The sequence below is a fragment of the Cognatishimia sp. F0-27 genome, from assembly GCF_020667845.1.
Classification (GTDB): Bacteria; Pseudomonadota; Alphaproteobacteria; order Rhodobacterales; family Rhodobacteraceae; genus JAFMPQ01.
Genome location: NZ_JAFMPQ010000004.1, coordinates 139,968 through 155,846, shown reverse-complemented (window position 1 = coordinate 155,846; position 15,879 = coordinate 139,968). Strand labels below are relative to the sequence as shown.

Sequence of the window (15,879 nt, the reverse complement as noted above, 5' to 3'; positions counted from 1 at the left end):
CGCGTCTTGCCGCCCCGGACCCTTCATCCATTTCTTCTTAAGCGGGATCCCTGACCGATGTCGGCCACCAAACTTCCTATGCTCGATGAACCCAAAGCCGGACGTCTGACGATCCAGTACAGCCCGACGGCTGAAACCGAGCAGACGGAGAACCCGCCCCGCTTCATGTGGATCCCGGTCATCGACGACGATGCGCGCTACGTGCTGCGTCTCTCGGCCGATCCAAAGTTCCCGAAAGGAAAGACACAGGTTTTCGAAGACCTGCCCCTGAATTTCCATACCCCCGACACGGTGCTGGAACCCGGTCACTATCACTGGTCCTACGCCACCTGGGATCACGACAAGGGCGCTCCGTCGAGCGACTGGAGCACGACACGCAGCGTCACCATACCCCAGGGTCTGGCCAAAACGCCCCTGCCCTCCCGCAAGGACCGGCTGGAAAAGGTCACAACGGAGCATCCGCGTTTGTGGATGACACCGGACCGGCTTGCCGCATTCAAGACAGCCGTGAAGGCTGATCCGGAACACTGCACGTGGTCAACGTTCTACGAAAAATCCGTCCTCCCGTGGATGGAGCGCGACATCATCCGCGAGCCGGAGGGCTACCCCAACCACCAGCGCACCGCCCCGATCTGGCGGAAGACCTATATCGACCTGCAAGAGGTCTGGTATGCGATCCGCCACCTCGCAATAGGCGGCAAGGTGACGGAGGATGCCGCGATGACGGCGCGCGCCAAGGAATGGCTGCTGGAAGCGGCAAGCTGGGACCCGATGGGCGTCACCTCCCGCGCCTATACCGACGAATGGGCCTACCGGGTCTGCAATGCGCTCACCTGGGGCTACGATTGGCTCCATGACGACCTGTCGGAAGACGAGCGCGAGACGGTGCGCGCAGCGCTGCTGGAACGGACGCGCGACATCGCCGAACACGCGATCCTGAACGCCAAGATCCACCTGTTCCCCTATGACAGCCACGCGGTCCGGTCCGTGTCGTCCTGCATCATCCCGGCATGTATTGCCCTGCTGCATGACGATGAAACGGGGCAGGCCCGCGACTGGCTGAACTACTCGATCGAATTCCTCTATACCGTCTACTCGCCCTGGGGCGACGCAGAAGGCGGCTGGGCCGAGGGGCCGCATTACTGGATGACCGGCATCTCATACCTGCTGGACGCCGCCAACTGGCTGAAATCCTACACGGGCCTCAACATCTACGAACGCCCGTTCTTTCAGAACACCGGCGATTTCCCGCTCTATACCAAGGCCCCGAACACCCGCCGCGCGACCTTTGGCGACGACAGCACCATGGGCGATCTGACCTGCATCAAGATCGGCATGAACCTGCGCCAGTTCGGCGGTGTGACAGGCAATGGCGCCTACCAGTGGTATTGCGATGAAAACCACCGCCTGAACCCCGGCACCGAAGGCGATTTTTACAACTGGGGCTGGTGGGACACCCGCTTTGACGAGTTGGCCTTCCGGACCGACTGGCCCGCGGTGGCGGCTACGCCACCCGAAAGCGGGTTCCGCCACTTCAAAGGTGTCGGCTGGGTCGGCATCCAACACGCCATGGCAGATCCGGACGAACACATCCAGTTCGTGTTCAAGTCCTCCTCCTACGGCTCGATCAGCCACAGCCACGGTGACCAGAATGCGTTTTGCCTCGCGGCATTCGGCGAAGATCAGGCAATCCAGTCAGGGCACTACGTCGCCTTCAACTCGTCCATGCACCGCAACTGGCGCCGCCAGACCCGTTCCAAAAATGCGATCCTCATCAATGGCAAAGGGCAATATGCGGAAAAGGACAAGGCCAAGGCGCTTGCCGCAAATGGCCGTATCGTGGCCGCCGAACAGCGCGACGATCACATCTATATCCACGGCGACGCGACCCCGGCCTACCAAAGCCTCAGTCCCGAAGTGACCCGCGCTGCGCGCGAAATCTACTTCGTGCGAAACGCCTACTTCGTCATCATCGACAAAGTGGACGCAGAAACGCCCGTCACCGTCGAATGGCTGCTGCACGCGAACAATCCGTTCGAGCTTGGCAAATCCTCGTTCCGCAACACGCAGCAACGGTCGGGTTTCTACGGTCAGGTCGTCTGGTCGGAGGCCGGCAAGCCGCAGATCACGCAGGAGACCGGTTTCCCGGGCGTGGATCCGGCCGACTACGAGGGCCTGCCGGTCAGCACCTGTCTGACAGCGCAGTACCCCGCCGCGACCCGCCACCGGATCGCCACGCTGCTGGTGCCTTACAGGCTCGACGCGCCGAAGCGGATTTTCAACTTCATGGACGATCAGGGCTATGACGCCGATCTCTACTTCACCGACCCCGACGAACACACGTTCAAGGTTGTGATGAAGAAACTTGCCAACAGCTAAGGACGCGGAGACTCACATGACCGTAAAGAACTACTTCCCCGGCACCGAGGCCAAGCGTGAGACAGTCGCGGATGGGCTGGCTCGGCGCGTCGGCGCATTTAACGACAACCTGATGGTCGTCGAGGTGCACTTCGAGGCGGGCACGACGGCTCCGATGCACCATCATGTGCACGAACAGATCACCTACGTGATGTCTGGCAAGTTCGAATTCACCATCGGCGACCAGACCTACACCGTGTCTGCCGGGGACTCCCTCTACAAACAACCCAACATCGAACACGGCGCGACCTGCCTAGAGGCCGGCACGCTGCTGGATGTCTTCACCCCTCACCGCGAAGATTTCCTGTGATGCCAATCAGATCAATTCAATCGAGGACTGTCGCATGACCAAACCTGTAATCGGCTTCATCGGCCTCGGCCTGATGGGCGGCAATATGGTGGAGAACCTCCAGAAGCGCGGCTACGAGCTTGTCGTGATGGATCTCAACAAGGACGCGGTCGCGACCGTTCTGGACCGTGGCAACGCACAAGAGGCTGCCACCCCGAAAGAACTGGCCGAGAAAAGCGCCATCGTCATGCTCTGCCTGACCACATCCGAAGTGGTCGAAAAGATCGTCTATGGGGATGACGGCATTCTCGAAGGCATCCGGGAAGGGTCCGTCCTCGTCGACTTTGGCACCTCGATCCCCGCGTCCACCCGCAAGATCGGTGCGGATCTCGCCGCGAAGGGGGCAGGCATGGTCGACGCACCGCTGGGCCGAACCCCGGCGCATGCCAAGGACGGCTTGCTCAACATCATGGCCGCAGGCGACCGCGAGACCTTTGAAAAGGTCAGGCCGGTTCTCGAAGACCAAGGCGAAAACATCTTCTACCTTGGCGCACTGGGCGCGGGCCATGTGACCAAACTGATCAACAATTTCATGGGCATGACCACCGTTTGCACCATGAGCCAGGCTTTCGCAGTGGCGGACCGCGCCGGTGTCGACCGCCAGCAGCTTTACGACATCATGTCGACCGGTCCCTCCAATTCGCCGTTCATGGCGTTTTGCAAGAACTACGCCGTGGACGGGGTCAGCGATCTGGGCTTCTCGATCAACAATGCCAACAAGGATTTGAGCTACTTCCTGAAGATGGCCGAGGACATGGGCACCCGCGCCGAGATTGCCGAGGGCACCTCGCACAACCTTCAGGCCGCAGTCGATGCCGGTCTGGGCAATGGCAACGTGCCGGAGATCTTCGACTATTTCATGAAGCTCGAACGCTAGGCCAATGCGGACCGACAGACAGGAAGACCGACCATGAAACTTGCAGGAAAAACAGCCATCATCACCGGTGGCGGGCGAGATATCGGCGCGGCCGCAGCAAAGAAGCTGGCATCCGAGGGCGCCAATGTCGCGATCAGCTATTTCGAAAGCTCGAAAGGGGCGGATTCGGTCGTGGCCGAGATCGCGGACGCCGGCGGCAAGGCCATTGCCGTGCAGGCTGACCTCAACACCCAGGAGGGGGTGGACAAGCTGGTCGATGCCGCGGTCGACCGGTTTGGCGGCGTCGATGTGCTTGTGAACAACGCCGGTGGCCTGATCGCCCGCAAGACCATTGCCGAGATGGAACTGGCCCACTGGGACGCGGTGATGACCTTGAACGTGACCAGCACCTTCATGATGACGAAGGCGTGCCTTGCGCACATGAAGAGCGGGGCGATCGTCAATCTGGCAAGCCAGGCAGGCCGCGATGGTGGCGGCGCCGGTGCTGTGGCCTACGCGACCTCCAAAGGCGCGGTGATGACCATGACGCGCGGCCTTGCCAAGGAGCTCGGCCCCGATATCCGTGTCAATGCCCTGTGCCCGGGCATGATCGACACCGAGTTTCACAACATTCACACGCCAGACGCCGGGCGCAAAGGGTTCGAGGCGAATGCCCCTCTCAAACGCCAGGGCCATGTGGATGACGCGGCCAACCTCGTGCTGTTTCTCGCCTGCGACGACAGCGCCTTCATGACCGGAACCAATATCGACATCAACGGCGGCATGCTGTTCTCGTAAAGGGCCTTGAAGATGCGCGTTCTGGCGATTGGCGAATGTATGGCGGAACTGGCCCCGACCGAGGCCGAAGGCGAATTCCGCCTCGGGTTCGCGGGCGATACGTTCAACACGGCATGGTATCTGGCCCGCTGCGCGCCCGACTTGCAGGTGTCCTACCTGACCGTCGTGGGAGACGATGCCATCTCGTTAAAGATGCGCGGTTTCATGGCGACAAGCGGGATCGACGATCGGTTCGTGCAGACGTCCTCAACGCGCACGATCGGGCTCTACTTGATTTCACTGGATCAGGGCGAACGGAGCTTTTCCTATTGGCGGGGACAATCTGCGGCACGAAGCCTGGCCGACGACGCAGACGCGCTGAACCAAGCGATGGCTGAGGCGGATTTGATCTACTTTTCGGGCATCACGCTGGCCATCCTGCCCCCCGAACGACGCACGGCCCTTCTGGGCGCGCTCCGCAAAGCGCAGGCCGGCGGAAACTCTGTTGCCTTCGATCCGAACCTGCGCCCAAGGCTCTGGAGTTCCGCGGAGGACATGAAACGCGCGATCATGGACGGAGCCGCTGTCAGCGACCTCGTTCTGCCATCGTTCGAGGATGAGGCCGATTGGTTCGACGATAAAAACCCCGCTGCAACGGCGCAACGGTATCTGGACGCGGGCGCCAGCACGGTCATCGTCAAGAACGGCGCCGACCCGGTGCTCTACGCGCAAGGCAACACCAGCGGAGAGGTGCCCGTGACGCCCGTCGACGCGCTCGTCGATACAACCGCGGCCGGTGACAGCTTCAATGCAGGGGTATTCGCACGCCATGCTGCGGGAGACAGCATCACAGAAGGCATTGCTTACGCCTGCGCCCTGTCACGCGCGGTTGTGCAGCAACGCGGGGCGCTGGTGCCGGTCGATCTGGCCCGCCTGCCCCACAACCGTGACGAACAGGAGCGCTGAAGATGCCCAACCCGCCTCCCGCAACCGAAATTGACCTCGCGCCCGGAACACTGGACCTTCTGGCGAAGGCCGGCACGGCGAGCGTCGCAACGCTGCTTTTCAAGCGAGGCTATCACAACGCCTATGTGCAAGGCGTTTTGCCCCTGGCGGCGGACACGGCGACGATGGTTGGGCCCGCCTACACGCTGCGCTACATTCCGACCCGTCCGGATACCGACCCGCTCGATGCGTTCCGCGAACCGGATCATCCGCAGCGTGTCGCGGTCGAGCACTGCCCGGAAGGTGCCGTTCTTGTCATGGACTGCCGCGGTGACGCTTCCGCAGCTTCGGCCGGGTCGATCCTGCTGACCCGCTGCCAGGTCCGCGGCGTTGCGGGCGTGGTCAGCGATGGCGGCATCCGCGATGCAAAAGGGGCTGCGGCGCTCGACATGCCGGTTTTTGCCGCAAAACCCTCCGCGCCGACAAACCTGACAAAACACCATGCCGTCGATATCGGCCTGCCAATCGCCTGCGGCGGTGTTGCCGTCTATCCCGGTGACATCATGATGGGCGATGCGGATGGCGTCATGGTCATTCCGCGTCATTTGGCCGACGAAATCGCGGCGGAAACCGAAGGCATGGAGCTTTTCGAAGCCTTTGTTCTGGAACAGGTCCAGGACGGCGCGTCGATCCGGGGCCTCTACCCTCCCACCAACCCGGAAACCCTGGAGGCTTTCGAGGCATGGAAGGCCGCAAAGGATGCGTGAGACGTGGCGCTGGTTCGGGGAATACGACCCGATCACACTCGCCGAAGTGGCACAAACAGGCGCTCGGGGCATCGTCAGCGCGCTCCACGCCGTGCCCTATGGCGAGGTCTGGCCACAAGCGGCCATTGCCGCCAGAAAAGCCGAGATCGAGGCGGCGGGGTTCACCTGGGACGTGGTGGAAAGCCTGCCCGTTCACGAAGACATCAAGCGTGGAACCGGCGACCTGCGGCGCCTTTTTGCCAACTACCGCGCATCGCTTGCCAGTCTTGCCCGAGAAGGCATCAAGACGGTCTGCTACAATTTCATGCCGATCCTCGACTGGACCCGGACCGACCTTGCGGCCCCTGCCCCGGGCGGCGGCACATGCCTGACGTTTTCAGCGGCCAAAATGGCGGCCTTCGAAATCCACATGCTGGGTCGCGAATCTGCCCACGATGACTACCATCCCGACGCGATCCACAAAGGCGCGCAGTGGTATCAAGACAGCCGGGAGGCGGATCGCAAGGCGCTTTTGCATGCCGTGATGTCCGGCCTTCCCGGTGCGGTCGAAACCTACGACATTCAAGGTTTGCTGACCGCTCTCGAAACCTATCGGGACCTGAGCCACGATGATCTGCGCGCCAATCTCGCCCGGTTCCTGCACGAAGTTGTCCCAACCGCTGCCGAGCTTGGCGTAAACCTGTGCATCCACCCCGACGATCCGCCGCGCGACATCCTCGGACTGCCACGCATCGTTTCGACTGAAACCGATATCCGCTGGATCATGCAGGCCGCTGATGATCCGGCCAATGGCCTGACACTCTGTACCGGTTCCCTGGGATCGCGTCCCAAAAACCACCTCCCCGCTATCGCCCGCGCATTCGGCGCGCGCATCCACTTTGCGCATCTGCGCAACGTGACAAAACGGATTGACGGTTCATTTTCCGAAAGCGCCCACCTCGACGGCGATGTCGATCTTGTCGCCGTAATCGATGCGCTTCTCGAAACGGAAGCCAGTCGCGGCGCCGACCTGCCATTTCGCGCCGATCACGGGCATGCGCTTCTGACGGACACCGAACGGAGCTTCCAACCGGGCTACACGCTCGTCGGACGCCTGCGCGGCCTTGCAGAATTGAGGGGCGTTGTGGCGGCGATGACCGAGCGCAGGCGCAACGATCAATCGCGCCGCAAGAACGGCAGTTCCCCAAGTCTTTGACAGCATCTCCCCAAGTGTCAGCCTGCCATCTATGACTGCGCAGTCCAGGGGTCTGGACCTGCAGACCGCAGGCGAGCGCCGTCTCCATTTCTTAACTGACCCAAAGACGGTTGATGGGCTCCCAAGTCACGTCACCGTATGACCAATTGTCCCTAGAGTGCCGCTTTCCCGGCGAGAAGCGGCGCACTTCTTTGGTCGGCCCGTCCTGTAAATGCGCCTGCGACTTGATGAGCGTCCAATTTGCGTCCGCCACCGGTAGGAAGCCGCCCATTGCACCTGCAGCTTTTGATGCATGGTCTCCCATACTTGGACGACGTCGAAAGGGACGTGACACTAAAAACGTCAGTGCGCCAAGCGCGCCTGACAGCCCAGACCCGACAGAGCGCACCCCGCCGAGCCTCACGGTTTTTGAAGATGACACCTAGACGCTGCGGATTGAGGTCAAGGGAGATCACGCGCGGATATTGAACGACGCCATCGGAGAGCCAGTCGCGAAGGGCTTGACCGGCAAAATTTGGCGCCTTGGGTCTCATGGCAGGCGCGCTGACAAAGGCGCGACCAGTTTTGCGTTAGGCTTCGTGGACGCCAAAGAGCCACGCGACGCTGCCGAGGCCCTGTTGCGCACACGATTGGCGGCAACACACCAAGCCATGATGATGATGGCACGCCGCCTGACCCATGGAACAACCATCCCGCAACAAGATGCCGCCGAACGGGCCGCAAGCAAGCTGGCGCGCAGCTATGCGGCGCAGATGGACACGCTCAAGCGCGACCGCTCGAAGGGACAACAGACCGTGCGCGTCGAACGCGTAACCGTTGAAAGCGGCGGGCAAGCTGTCGTTGGCAATGTGGAATCCGGGGGGGTGGGCGGAGCGGTGAAGAAAAGTGACGCTAACCCCATGCAAAAGGAGTGTAAGTGGCACTATGCCGTTCCAGACAGGCTGTGACCATAAACTTCATCTCTATCCAATTCGCCCCACTCCTCACCAGAAATCTGACAATACTGTTCACTGTGAGCGTCAATTTGTATTGGCTTCTGCCCGCATTTCCCAGCGAACCCGCTTGGCTGGGTGATCGGTCGCACCAAATGCAAAACGGCGCCCTGCTGGACGCCGCTCTTGAGGTCGATAGAGACCGCAGATCAGGCAGCTGCTTTTCCACTCAGTCGCTCCCTGATTGCGGGAGGCACCAAGCGTGCGGCGGAGATCCTGGGCAGGCGCTTCTCAGGGATGGTGCGCTCCTCGCCGTAAAGTTCGACATATTCGGCATAGTTTTCAAAGCCGCGGCGCGCCACATAGTCGATGAAGGTCTCCGCGGGCGCGCCCTCGGCGAGGATGATCTCGTGGCCTTCGGTTTCGACGTGGTAGTAGGTGACCCGCTCTGGCAGGTCGGCCTTGGACACACGGGTGATCGTGGTGCCGTTGACGAGCGCGCCGGCACAAATGGCCAGCCCGTCGAGGATCAGCGTGTGGTCGGTGGTCGGCACAAGGTCTGAGTGGGGTAGGCCATTGCCCAGCGCACCGGCATGCACGCGCACTGGCTCGAACCGCTCGGCGGGGGTAAAGAGCTTGTGGACAGTCTGCCGTCCGACCCAAGTCACCGGCACTTCGCGGCCCTCGGCAGTGAGGACGGGATCGCCGATGGCCAATGTCTCCACCGGGCGAGCGCCATCGGGCGTAGCGATTCGGGTGCCGATCGCGAAGCAAAAGACATAGGTTCCCTGCGTGGTGCTGACAGTCGTGCCAGCAAGGTTTGGATCGTTGGAGAACACGAAGGTTGAGGTGCCATCGTTGATAAGCGGATCGCCTACAGCGGTAATGCCCTCGACCGTACCGGGGAAGTTGACGCTGCCAAAAGTGTTGACATTCAGGGTGTCGCAAACGGTGTTTGTCCGTTGTCCCCATCGGAATCTGCATTGTTTTCCGTCAGGATAGGGTTGGAATTGGCCCGACCTCCCAACACAAGGTTACCACCGCCAACGTTGGAATCGATCGTGTAGGAGTAAAGGTAAGTGGCCGTTGTCATTCGAGACGTCCTGTCATTGACGGCATCACAATGCTTTTCTGCATACCGCCATCTCTATTGGATAGATCCGGCATTGCTCAAGAAGCTTGCCGTCTGACGTCAAGATTGCCGGACTCTACCAGTTGAGCTGGCGCTTTGCGCCCTGAGCGGCGTCTGTGGGCATGTACACGCCTGCACCTTGGCGGATCGAGCCGCGAAATTGCGCCTCCTTGTCCTGCCGCGACGGTTTTCGGCGCGGCGGACGGACCAGTCCTGTGGCACCCGTTCGCTTTGGGAAAGTGAACGGGCGCAAAATGGCCTATGGCTCCTAGCATTGGCTAAAAGCTGAAGTAATACCAATGAGTTAAATGAAGAAGTGGTGCCCCCACACGGACTCGAACCGCGGACCTACTGATTACAAATCAGTTGCTCTACCAGCTGAGCTATAGGGGCCTTGGGACGAAGGGGTATACATGGCCTCCCGGCGCTTGCAAGCGCAAATCGCACAAATTCACTGTCGGTTTTGACTGTCCGGCACAGCCGACGGCGCAGGCGTCGCTAATCTCGGGTTCGTTCAGGAAATGGTAGCAAATCACTGTTAGCCATGGACGTGGATCACTCCTTGCGGACGTGCACCACATGCGAAGGGACCCGCACAGTATTCACTACGGCTAAGAGCGCATGATGACTCACGGCCCAAGCAGACCGGAAACATCAGGATACCAACACTTAACATGTCCTTCCCAAAGACGCGGCAAGCATCGCACAGTCCCTGCGCGTGTCGACGGGTGGCCCATGACTGCGATCTACGGATCGTGTCACAATAGTCGGGCTCCGTCGCGACACCTGTGGCCCCACGACACCGGGAGAACTGGTTCCTTCATGGAGATCGCAATTCATTGCGGCGCCCATCAGACTGACAACGGTCACCTGTTTGCTCAGCTCCGCCGAAATTGCTCTGCCTTGCGAAACGAGCAGGTCCTGATCCCGGCCCCTCGGCAGTATCGCATCCAACTGTCAAACACGCTGAACAAGCGGCCAAGCGGTTTGCAGCCGGCAGAAGAACGCGAAGCGCTGTTCGACGTCATACTGGATCATGCGCCCGACATGGAGCGACCGCTGCGATTGGTTCTGAGCCACGAAACCATCTTCGGTGTCCCCAAGCTTCTGTGCGCGAAACGCATGTTTTACGGGCTGGCCGAGCAGCGTCTCGTGCAACTGCGCGACGTCTTTCGTCCGGACAGTCTTACGCTCTATCTCGCAATCCGTGATCCTGCGAGTTTTCTCCCTGCCGTTCTGAAAAATACGCCGCATCGCGACATGAACGACCTTCTGCGCGGCTTGAATCCGTTGCATATACGGTGGTCAAACCTGATATTCCGTATCCGCGAAACGGTTCCTGATGTCCCCGTGGTATTGTGGTGTAATGAAGACGCCCCTCTTCTGACCGGCATGATCCTGCGCCACATGGCCGGCATGGCGCCGGACCAGAAAATCAAGGGAGCATTCGCGCTTCTTTCAGAACTGATCTGCGACGAGGGGATGAAGCGTTTGCGGCATTTCCTGAAGGAAAACCCGACCCTCTCCGAAGCCGGGAAAAGGCGGGCCATGAGCGCAGTTCTGGCGCGCTGTGCGTTGCCGGGGGCCTTACATGAAGAGGTGGACGTCCCGGGCTGGGACAGCGACTACGTCAACGCCCTGAGTTCCCTGTATCTCGACGATCTCAAGACCATCGCCAGGATGGACGGGGTCACCGTTTTGACGCCTTGAAGGCCGGAACACTGACAAGGCTGGTGGCGACCCCTTTCCACGGGTGCCAAGGGCGCTTGGGGTTGCCCCCGGCCCCAATAGGCCCGGGTGCGGATTTCGGGCCTGACGGACCGTGCGCACGCACCGCCTGGCGTTCAACACTGGCATGATCCAACCAACATTGCGCCTCAAGACGGCCTGACTGGCAAAGCCATGCGACCCGCCCCGCGCGGGCGCAGACGCGATGTCGCGCGCCCGCTCCCGTGGTCAGGCCATCCCCAACGCGGCCTTGTACATTTCAAGGACGGCCTCTTCTTCGGCGATGTCGTCCTTGTCGCGCTTGCGCAACGCCACGATTTTGCGCAACACCTTCGTGTCATAGCCCCGCCCCTTGGCCTCGGCCATGACCTCTTTCTGCTGATCCGCGATTTCCTGCTTTTCGGCTTCCAACCGTTCGTAGCGCTCGACAAAGCTGCGCAACTCGCCTGCGGCCACACCGTAGGCGTCCGATCCGGATTCTGGGGATTGATCCTGCATAGTCGTCCTCTTGTCGCTTTTTTGCCTGATAGCTCGTCCCTAAAGCGGCGCAGGGGCGGTCGCAAGTGTCCAGCCATCACCTTGCCGCAGGAAGCGCGGCGCGCTAAAGCCACGTGAACGACGCCGCAACAGACTGCAAAGGGTGAACGACATGGAATGGCTGATCTGGGGCGGGGCCGCGATTTCACTGGCTGGGTTGACCGGGTTGGTCTGGTGCATCGTCAAGGTCTGGCGCGCGCGCAATGCCGGGCACGACGATGAGACGCTGCGCGCCATCGTCCAGAGCGTGGTGCCGATCAACATGGCGTCCCTTTTCGGCTCGGTCATTGGCCTGATGATGATCGTGCTTGGCATATTCTTCGGGTAGACGCTTCGCGATCTTACGCCCGACATTCATGCGTATCCTGGCCACAAGCCAGGACCTGTGAAGACTCAGAGACGGGGTCGGTTGTCGGCGCGACTTTGTCTTGTTTCGCAATGGCCATGAATGCATCATCGCGCGGCAAGTGGCATCGCGACGGGCTTGGCTTGCAAACGCATTCATCTTTCACTATATGACGGAAGCCGGTCATGAGGGGACTCTGTTGACCGGTCAAGCATGCTGGAGACGACCATGACACCTGACGTGACGGCCTTTTTCGACAATGCAACAAACACCGTGTCTTATGTGGTTCGGGAACCCGAGGGGCGTGGCGCGGCGGTGATCGACAGCGTTCTGGATTTCGACTACCCGTCCGGACGGACGGACACGCGCTCAGCGGATGCGATCATCGCCTTCGTGCGCGAGAACGACCTCGACGTGCAGTGGCTGCTTGAAACGCATGTTCATGCCGACCACCTCTCGGCAGCACCCTATCTGCAAGAGCAGATCGGGGGCAAGGTTGGCATCGGCGACCGGATCACGGTTGTGCAGGATGTTTTCGGCAAGGTCTTCAATGAAGGCACGGCCTTTCAACGCGACGGGTCGCAATTCGATGCCCTTCTCAAGGAGGGCGACAGCCTGCATATCGGACAGTTGCGGGTCGATGTGATGCACACGCCCGGTCATACCCCGGCCTGCCTCACCTATGTGGCGGGCGATGCGGCTTTCGTCGGCGACACGCTGTTCATGCCTGACTTCGGCACCGCCCGGTGCGATTTCCCCGGCGGCTCCTCATCCGATCTCTACGACTCGGTGCAACGGATTCTCGCGCTTCCGGATGAGACGCGGCTTTTTGTCGGGCATGATTACAAGGCTCCGGGACGGGACGATTTCGCGTGGGAAACCACGGTCGGCGAGCAGAAGGCGTCCAATGTCCATGTCGGTGGCGGCGCCACCCGAGAGCACTTTGTGGAAATGCGCGACGCGCGCGACGCCACGCTTGGGATGCCGCGGCTCATCCTGCCCTCACTTCAGGTGAACATGCGCGCGGGTCAGATGCCCGAAGCGGATGCGCAGGGCCATGTTTTCCTCAAGGTGCCGATCAACAAACTCTGAGTGCGCCGCAGATCGGGCGACTGAGACACCAGAAACAAGGAATATTCGCGGAATGGAAATGGACTGGATTTGGGGCCTGATCGGCGGCCTGCTCATAGGCACCGGAGGGGCCGTCTATCTGTTGGGAAATGGCTGGATCATGGGCGCGTCGGGAATCATCGGCGGGCTTGTTGACGGCTCGGGACGAAGCACGCGCAAAGAGCGCCTGGTTTTCCTGGCCGGCGTGATCGCGATTCCGGCTGTTCTGTCGCTGATCTTTGGACGGGTGGACACGAACCTTACCGCAAACTGGCCGCTGTTGCTCATCGCAGGCCTGTTGGTCGGTGTGGGCACCCGTATTGCCAATGGCTGCACCTCGGGACACGGGGTCTGCGGCATGTCTCGCCTGTCGCTCCGCGGCTTTGCCGCAACGGCGGTCTACATTCTTGCGGGTGGGATCAGCCTCCTGATTTTCCGCCACGTACTCGGAGTGATCTGATGCGACTTGTGATTTCCTTTCTTGCCGGGGGGCTGTTTGGCGCTGGCCTCCATCTGTCCGGGATGACCAACACGGCCAAGGTGCAAGGGTGGCTCGATGTCTTTGGGGATTGGGACCCGACACTGGCCTTCGTGATGGGTGGCGCAATGATTCCGATGGGATTGGCGTGGCTTGCAACGCGGTATCGCAAGAGTGCGCTGAGCGGCACGGCCTTTCCGCCGCCACCGTCAACGACCATCGACATGCGGCTTGTGCTGGGGTCGGTGTTCTTCGGCACAGGTTGGGGGCTTGTCGGATTGTGCCCTGGTCCCGTCCTTGCGGCGCTCAGCTATGGCGGGGCTGGTGTTTGGATATTCCTTGCTGCAATGATCGCCGGGATGGGCGTCGCGCCGAAAATCATCGATCGGATGGAACGCGCCATGCCCGCATAGGGCCGGTCCCGTCCGGCAAGCGAATGCAACCAAGCTGGTCGCCCTGAAGAGCGGGGCAAGGAGAACGCAGTATGCGCCAAATCACGGAAACCTACTTTGTGTCGCCGCAGATCGAGCCATCTTTTGCCGAGGAACTGGCGGCATCCGGGGTAACGCGTGTCATCTGCAACCGACCGGATGCAGAGGTGCCGCCCGGGCTTCAGGCGGCTGCGATTGGCGATGCGGTGCGCGCCGCCGGGCTCGAATTCATTGAGTTGCCCCTGACGCATCAGACGATGACGCCAGACAACGTCGCGAAGCAGGCACAGTTGATCGAGGAGGCCGATGGCGCCGTACTGGCCTATTGCGCATCGGGAACGCGATCGACCGTGGTCTGGGCGCTCGGTCAGGCGGGCAAGATGAGCACGGACGACATTCTGCGCGCGGCCGCTGCCGGGGGCTACGATCTCGAAGGGATGCGGGGGACGCTGGACGCCATCGGCGGCCGGTAAGGTCGAAGACGTCGCAGGTTTTCGCCACCCGTTGCGATGTGTTTTCCTGCACGGGCGCCAAGATCGGTGACGGCACACCCGCCGCGGCAGAGGTGATCTCGACGGCAGCCTTGCCACGGCGGCAGGCAGGACAGGCGCGCCGCGTCTCACGAATTGAAGTCGAAATCCATCGGAACGGCGCCATCGCTCTCTCCGGCGTCTTCAATGCCCATGGAGGCCGCACTGAAATCGAAATCCCCCATGCCGTCCGGATCGAGGGGCGGCAAGTCCGGCAGAGCATCTTCGTCGGCTTGTGCATTGAGCGCGGGCAGGTCCGGCAGGCTCGTTTCGGTCTGCGGTTCAGACGTCTCGGCGTCAGTTATCGGCGGTTCGGCGGTGTGACCGGACACTGCCATGGCGTCCATCGGTCCTGCTTGCGAAGCGGACCCGGCGTGTCTCGCGGCGCCAGCACCAGCGGCTCTGCCATGGGGGCCGTCAAGGCGAATGGCGCGCATCCCGTTCAACTGACCGAGCTTGCCGCGTGCCACGACCTGCCCCTTGCCTGCGACCAGCGTCAGGGTCTCCGTCACATCGCCCGGCAGGTTGATCAAATCGCCGACGCGGAGCTTTTGCGCCTGCGCCAGCGACATGGTGACCTTGGTCATCACCGTATCGAGACGGACCGGCACACTGCTGAAAGTCTCATTATATTTGCCCTGTGTGGCCGCGTCGGACGTGTCTCTGTTTGCGTGATCGGTCGCGGTCCGCTCTGGCAGGATCAGACGCACGATGCCCTTGCGCCGGCCCAACGCGATATCGAGGCGAATCTCGAAACTCCGGTAACCGGCGGCATCGAGCAAAAGGCTCGCAGTGCGCGAATCCTCGATCATCGCGCCAAACCGAAACCCTTCCAGCTGTGGCTTGAGCGGATGATCGGCAAGGTTGTCGGCAAATCGGGCAAGCGTCGCGTCCATCAGGGGCGCCACCATAGCCGCATCCGTCGCCGTCAGCGGGCGGTCTTCGGCGGCAATGGTGGTCACTTGTTGAATGGTCTGCACCTCGATGATCGCCGTCAGAACCTCGCGATCCATCGCCGCCAGCCCGAGGGCCCCATCCGGCCCATCCAGCAAAACCAGCAACATGCCCGGTTCGATCGTCTCGATCACACCGTCCTGATCGAGCATCTCGATCTGGACACCCTGGCTCACCACGGCAAGTCCCCAGAGCAGATCGGCACTGCGCGACAGGGCCCGGCGGAGCGCCTTGGCCGGGGACATGCCACGCGCTTCAAGTGCACGCTGCGCGGCACGCGCCTTTTGTCCGAGTATATCCTGTCCGCTACCACCACCCGCCATCGGTCTGGATCCGTGCTCCCGCCTCTGTGTCGGAATGGTTATGCCGCGATTTGGTTACCAAGACTTGAAAG

The 15,879-nt window shown here is 61.4% G+C and carries 17 protein-coding genes and 1 tRNA gene; 14 read left to right on the top strand and 4 right to left on the bottom strand.

What is annotated here, in order from left to right:
• The first annotated feature begins 57 nt into the window (after window positions 1-57).
• The 8 genes from J1C49_RS04150 (at window position 58) to J1C49_RS04115 (ending at window position 8,254) form a co-directional block, all read left to right on the top strand.
• Window positions 58-2,379, top strand: a complete 2,322-nt coding sequence (locus J1C49_RS04150; protein WP_227444538.1) for a DUF4962 domain-containing protein — start codon at window positions 58-60, stop codon at window positions 2,377-2,379.
• 16 nt (window positions 2,380-2,395) lie between these two features.
• On the top strand, window positions 2,396-2,728 hold the full coding sequence (locus tag J1C49_RS04145; RefSeq protein ID WP_227444537.1) for a cupin domain-containing protein: 333 nt from the start codon (window positions 2,396-2,398) through the stop codon (window positions 2,726-2,728).
• Between the two features lie 34 nt (window positions 2,729-2,762).
• A complete protein-coding gene (locus J1C49_RS04140) occupies window positions 2,763-3,644 on the top strand; it encodes an NAD(P)-dependent oxidoreductase (protein WP_227444536.1) in 882 nt (293 codons plus the stop codon).
• 33 nt (window positions 3,645-3,677) lie between these two features.
• Complete coding sequence (locus J1C49_RS04135) at window positions 3,678-4,421, top strand: SDR family NAD(P)-dependent oxidoreductase (RefSeq protein WP_227444535.1); 744 nt, start codon at window positions 3,678-3,680, stop codon at window positions 4,419-4,421.
• A 12-nt stretch (window positions 4,422-4,433) separates the two neighbouring features.
• Window positions 4,434-5,366, top strand: coding sequence for a sugar kinase (locus J1C49_RS04130; RefSeq protein WP_227444534.1), 933 nt, complete (start codon window positions 4,434-4,436; stop codon window positions 5,364-5,366).
• 2 nt (window positions 5,367-5,368) lie between these two features.
• On the top strand, window positions 5,369-6,112 hold the full coding sequence (locus J1C49_RS04125; RefSeq protein ID WP_227444533.1) for a ribonuclease activity regulator RraA: 744 nt from the start codon (window positions 5,369-5,371) through the stop codon (window positions 6,110-6,112).
• On the top strand, window positions 6,105-7,307 hold the full coding sequence (gene uxuA, locus J1C49_RS04120; protein ID WP_227444532.1) for a mannonate dehydratase: 1,203 nt from the start codon (window positions 6,105-6,107) through the stop codon (window positions 7,305-7,307). The genes J1C49_RS04125 and uxuA overlap by 8 nt, the downstream gene beginning before the upstream one ends.
• A gap of 464 nt (window positions 7,308-7,771) precedes the next feature.
• A complete protein-coding gene (locus J1C49_RS04115; protein ID WP_227444531.1) occupies window positions 7,772-8,254 on the top strand; it encodes a hypothetical protein in 483 nt (160 codons plus the stop codon).
• 194 nt (window positions 8,255-8,448) lie between these two features.
• On the opposite strand, the gene J1C49_RS04110 is transcribed toward J1C49_RS04115, so the two are convergent.
• Together J1C49_RS04110 and J1C49_RS04105 are read right to left on the bottom strand one after the other, a co-directional pair.
• Window positions 8,449-9,078 carry a Hint domain-containing protein gene (locus J1C49_RS04110; RefSeq protein WP_227444530.1) on the bottom strand — a complete coding sequence of 210 codons (630 nt, stop codon included), beginning with the start codon at window positions 9,076-9,078 and terminating at the stop codon, window positions 8,449-8,451.
• 610 nt (window positions 9,079-9,688) lie between these two features.
• Window positions 9,689-9,764, bottom strand: a tRNA-Thr gene (locus tag J1C49_RS04105).
• Window positions 9,765-10,193: 429 nt separating this feature from the next.
• Here J1C49_RS04105 and J1C49_RS04100 point away from each other — a divergent pair.
• A complete protein-coding gene (locus J1C49_RS04100; RefSeq protein ID WP_227444529.1) occupies window positions 10,194-11,081 on the top strand; it encodes a hypothetical protein in 888 nt (295 codons plus the stop codon).
• A 246-nt stretch (window positions 11,082-11,327) separates the two neighbouring features.
• Here the strand turns inward: J1C49_RS04100 and J1C49_RS04095 are convergent, their stop codons facing one another.
• A complete protein-coding gene (locus tag J1C49_RS04095; RefSeq protein ID WP_227444528.1) occupies window positions 11,328-11,597 on the bottom strand; it encodes a DUF2312 domain-containing protein in 270 nt (89 codons plus the stop codon).
• 151 nt (window positions 11,598-11,748) lie between these two features.
• Here J1C49_RS04095 and J1C49_RS04090 point away from each other — a divergent pair, with 151 nt between their 5' ends.
• The 5 genes from J1C49_RS04090 to J1C49_RS04070 all read left to right on the top strand — a co-directional run bounded on the left by J1C49_RS04090 (window position 11,749) and on the right by J1C49_RS04070 (window position 14,474).
• A complete protein-coding gene (locus J1C49_RS04090) occupies window positions 11,749-11,964 on the top strand; it encodes a hypothetical protein (protein WP_227444527.1) in 216 nt (71 codons plus the stop codon).
• Window positions 11,965-12,210: 246 nt separating this feature from the next.
• Window positions 12,211-13,074, top strand: a complete 864-nt coding sequence (locus J1C49_RS04085; RefSeq protein WP_227444526.1) for an MBL fold metallo-hydrolase — start codon at window positions 12,211-12,213, stop codon at window positions 13,072-13,074.
• A 52-nt stretch (window positions 13,075-13,126) separates the two neighbouring features.
• Window positions 13,127-13,552 carry a YeeE/YedE family protein gene (locus J1C49_RS04080; protein WP_227444525.1) on the top strand — a complete coding sequence of 142 codons (426 nt, stop codon included), beginning with the start codon at window positions 13,127-13,129 and terminating at the stop codon, window positions 13,550-13,552.
• Window positions 13,552-13,983, top strand: a complete 432-nt coding sequence (locus J1C49_RS04075; RefSeq protein ID WP_227444524.1) for a DUF6691 family protein — start codon at window positions 13,552-13,554, stop codon at window positions 13,981-13,983. Before J1C49_RS04080 ends, J1C49_RS04075 begins: the two co-directional genes overlap by 1 nt.
• Before the next feature lie 71 nt (window positions 13,984-14,054).
• A complete protein-coding gene (locus J1C49_RS04070; protein WP_227444523.1) occupies window positions 14,055-14,474 on the top strand; it encodes a TIGR01244 family sulfur transferase in 420 nt (139 codons plus the stop codon).
• Window positions 14,475-14,620: 146 nt separating this feature from the next.
• Here J1C49_RS04070 and J1C49_RS04065 read toward each other — a convergent pair whose 3' ends face one another.
• Window positions 14,621-15,808, bottom strand: a complete 1,188-nt coding sequence (locus J1C49_RS04065; RefSeq protein ID WP_227444522.1) for a FliM/FliN family flagellar motor switch protein — start codon at window positions 15,806-15,808, stop codon at window positions 14,621-14,623.
• Window positions 15,809-15,879: the final 71 nt, after the last annotated feature.

Coding starts and splice junctions, on each gene's coding strand:
- J1C49_RS04150 (WP_227444538.1), top strand. CDS start 58: ATGTCGGCCACCAAACTTCCTATGCTCGATGAACCCAAAGCCGGACGT.
- J1C49_RS04145 (WP_227444537.1), top strand. CDS start 2,396: ATGACCGTAAAGAACTACTTCCCCGGCACCGAGGCCAAGCGTGAGACA.
- J1C49_RS04140 (WP_227444536.1), top strand. CDS start 2,763: ATGACCAAACCTGTAATCGGCTTCATCGGCCTCGGCCTGATGGGCGGC.
- J1C49_RS04135 (WP_227444535.1), top strand. CDS start 3,678: ATGAAACTTGCAGGAAAAACAGCCATCATCACCGGTGGCGGGCGAGAT.
- J1C49_RS04130 (WP_227444534.1), top strand. CDS start 4,434: ATGCGCGTTCTGGCGATTGGCGAATGTATGGCGGAACTGGCCCCGACC.
- J1C49_RS04125 (WP_227444533.1), top strand. CDS start 5,369: ATGCCCAACCCGCCTCCCGCAACCGAAATTGACCTCGCGCCCGGAACA.
- uxuA (WP_227444532.1), top strand. CDS start 6,105: ATGCGTGAGACGTGGCGCTGGTTCGGGGAATACGACCCGATCACACTC.
- J1C49_RS04100 (WP_227444529.1), top strand. CDS start 10,194: ATGGAGATCGCAATTCATTGCGGCGCCCATCAGACTGACAACGGTCAC.
- J1C49_RS04095 (WP_227444528.1), bottom strand. CDS start 11,597: ATGCAGGATCAATCCCCAGAATCCGGATCGGACGCCTACGGTGTGGCC.
- J1C49_RS04090 (WP_227444527.1), top strand. CDS start 11,749: ATGGAATGGCTGATCTGGGGCGGGGCCGCGATTTCACTGGCTGGGTTG.
- J1C49_RS04085 (WP_227444526.1), top strand. CDS start 12,211: ATGACACCTGACGTGACGGCCTTTTTCGACAATGCAACAAACACCGTG.
- J1C49_RS04080 (WP_227444525.1), top strand. CDS start 13,127: ATGGAAATGGACTGGATTTGGGGCCTGATCGGCGGCCTGCTCATAGGC.
- J1C49_RS04075 (WP_227444524.1), top strand. CDS start 13,552: ATGCGACTTGTGATTTCCTTTCTTGCCGGGGGGCTGTTTGGCGCTGGC.
- J1C49_RS04070 (WP_227444523.1), top strand. CDS start 14,055: ATGCGCCAAATCACGGAAACCTACTTTGTGTCGCCGCAGATCGAGCCA.
- J1C49_RS04065 (WP_227444522.1), bottom strand. CDS start 15,808: ATGGCGGGTGGTGGTAGCGGACAGGATATACTCGGACAAAAGGCGCGT.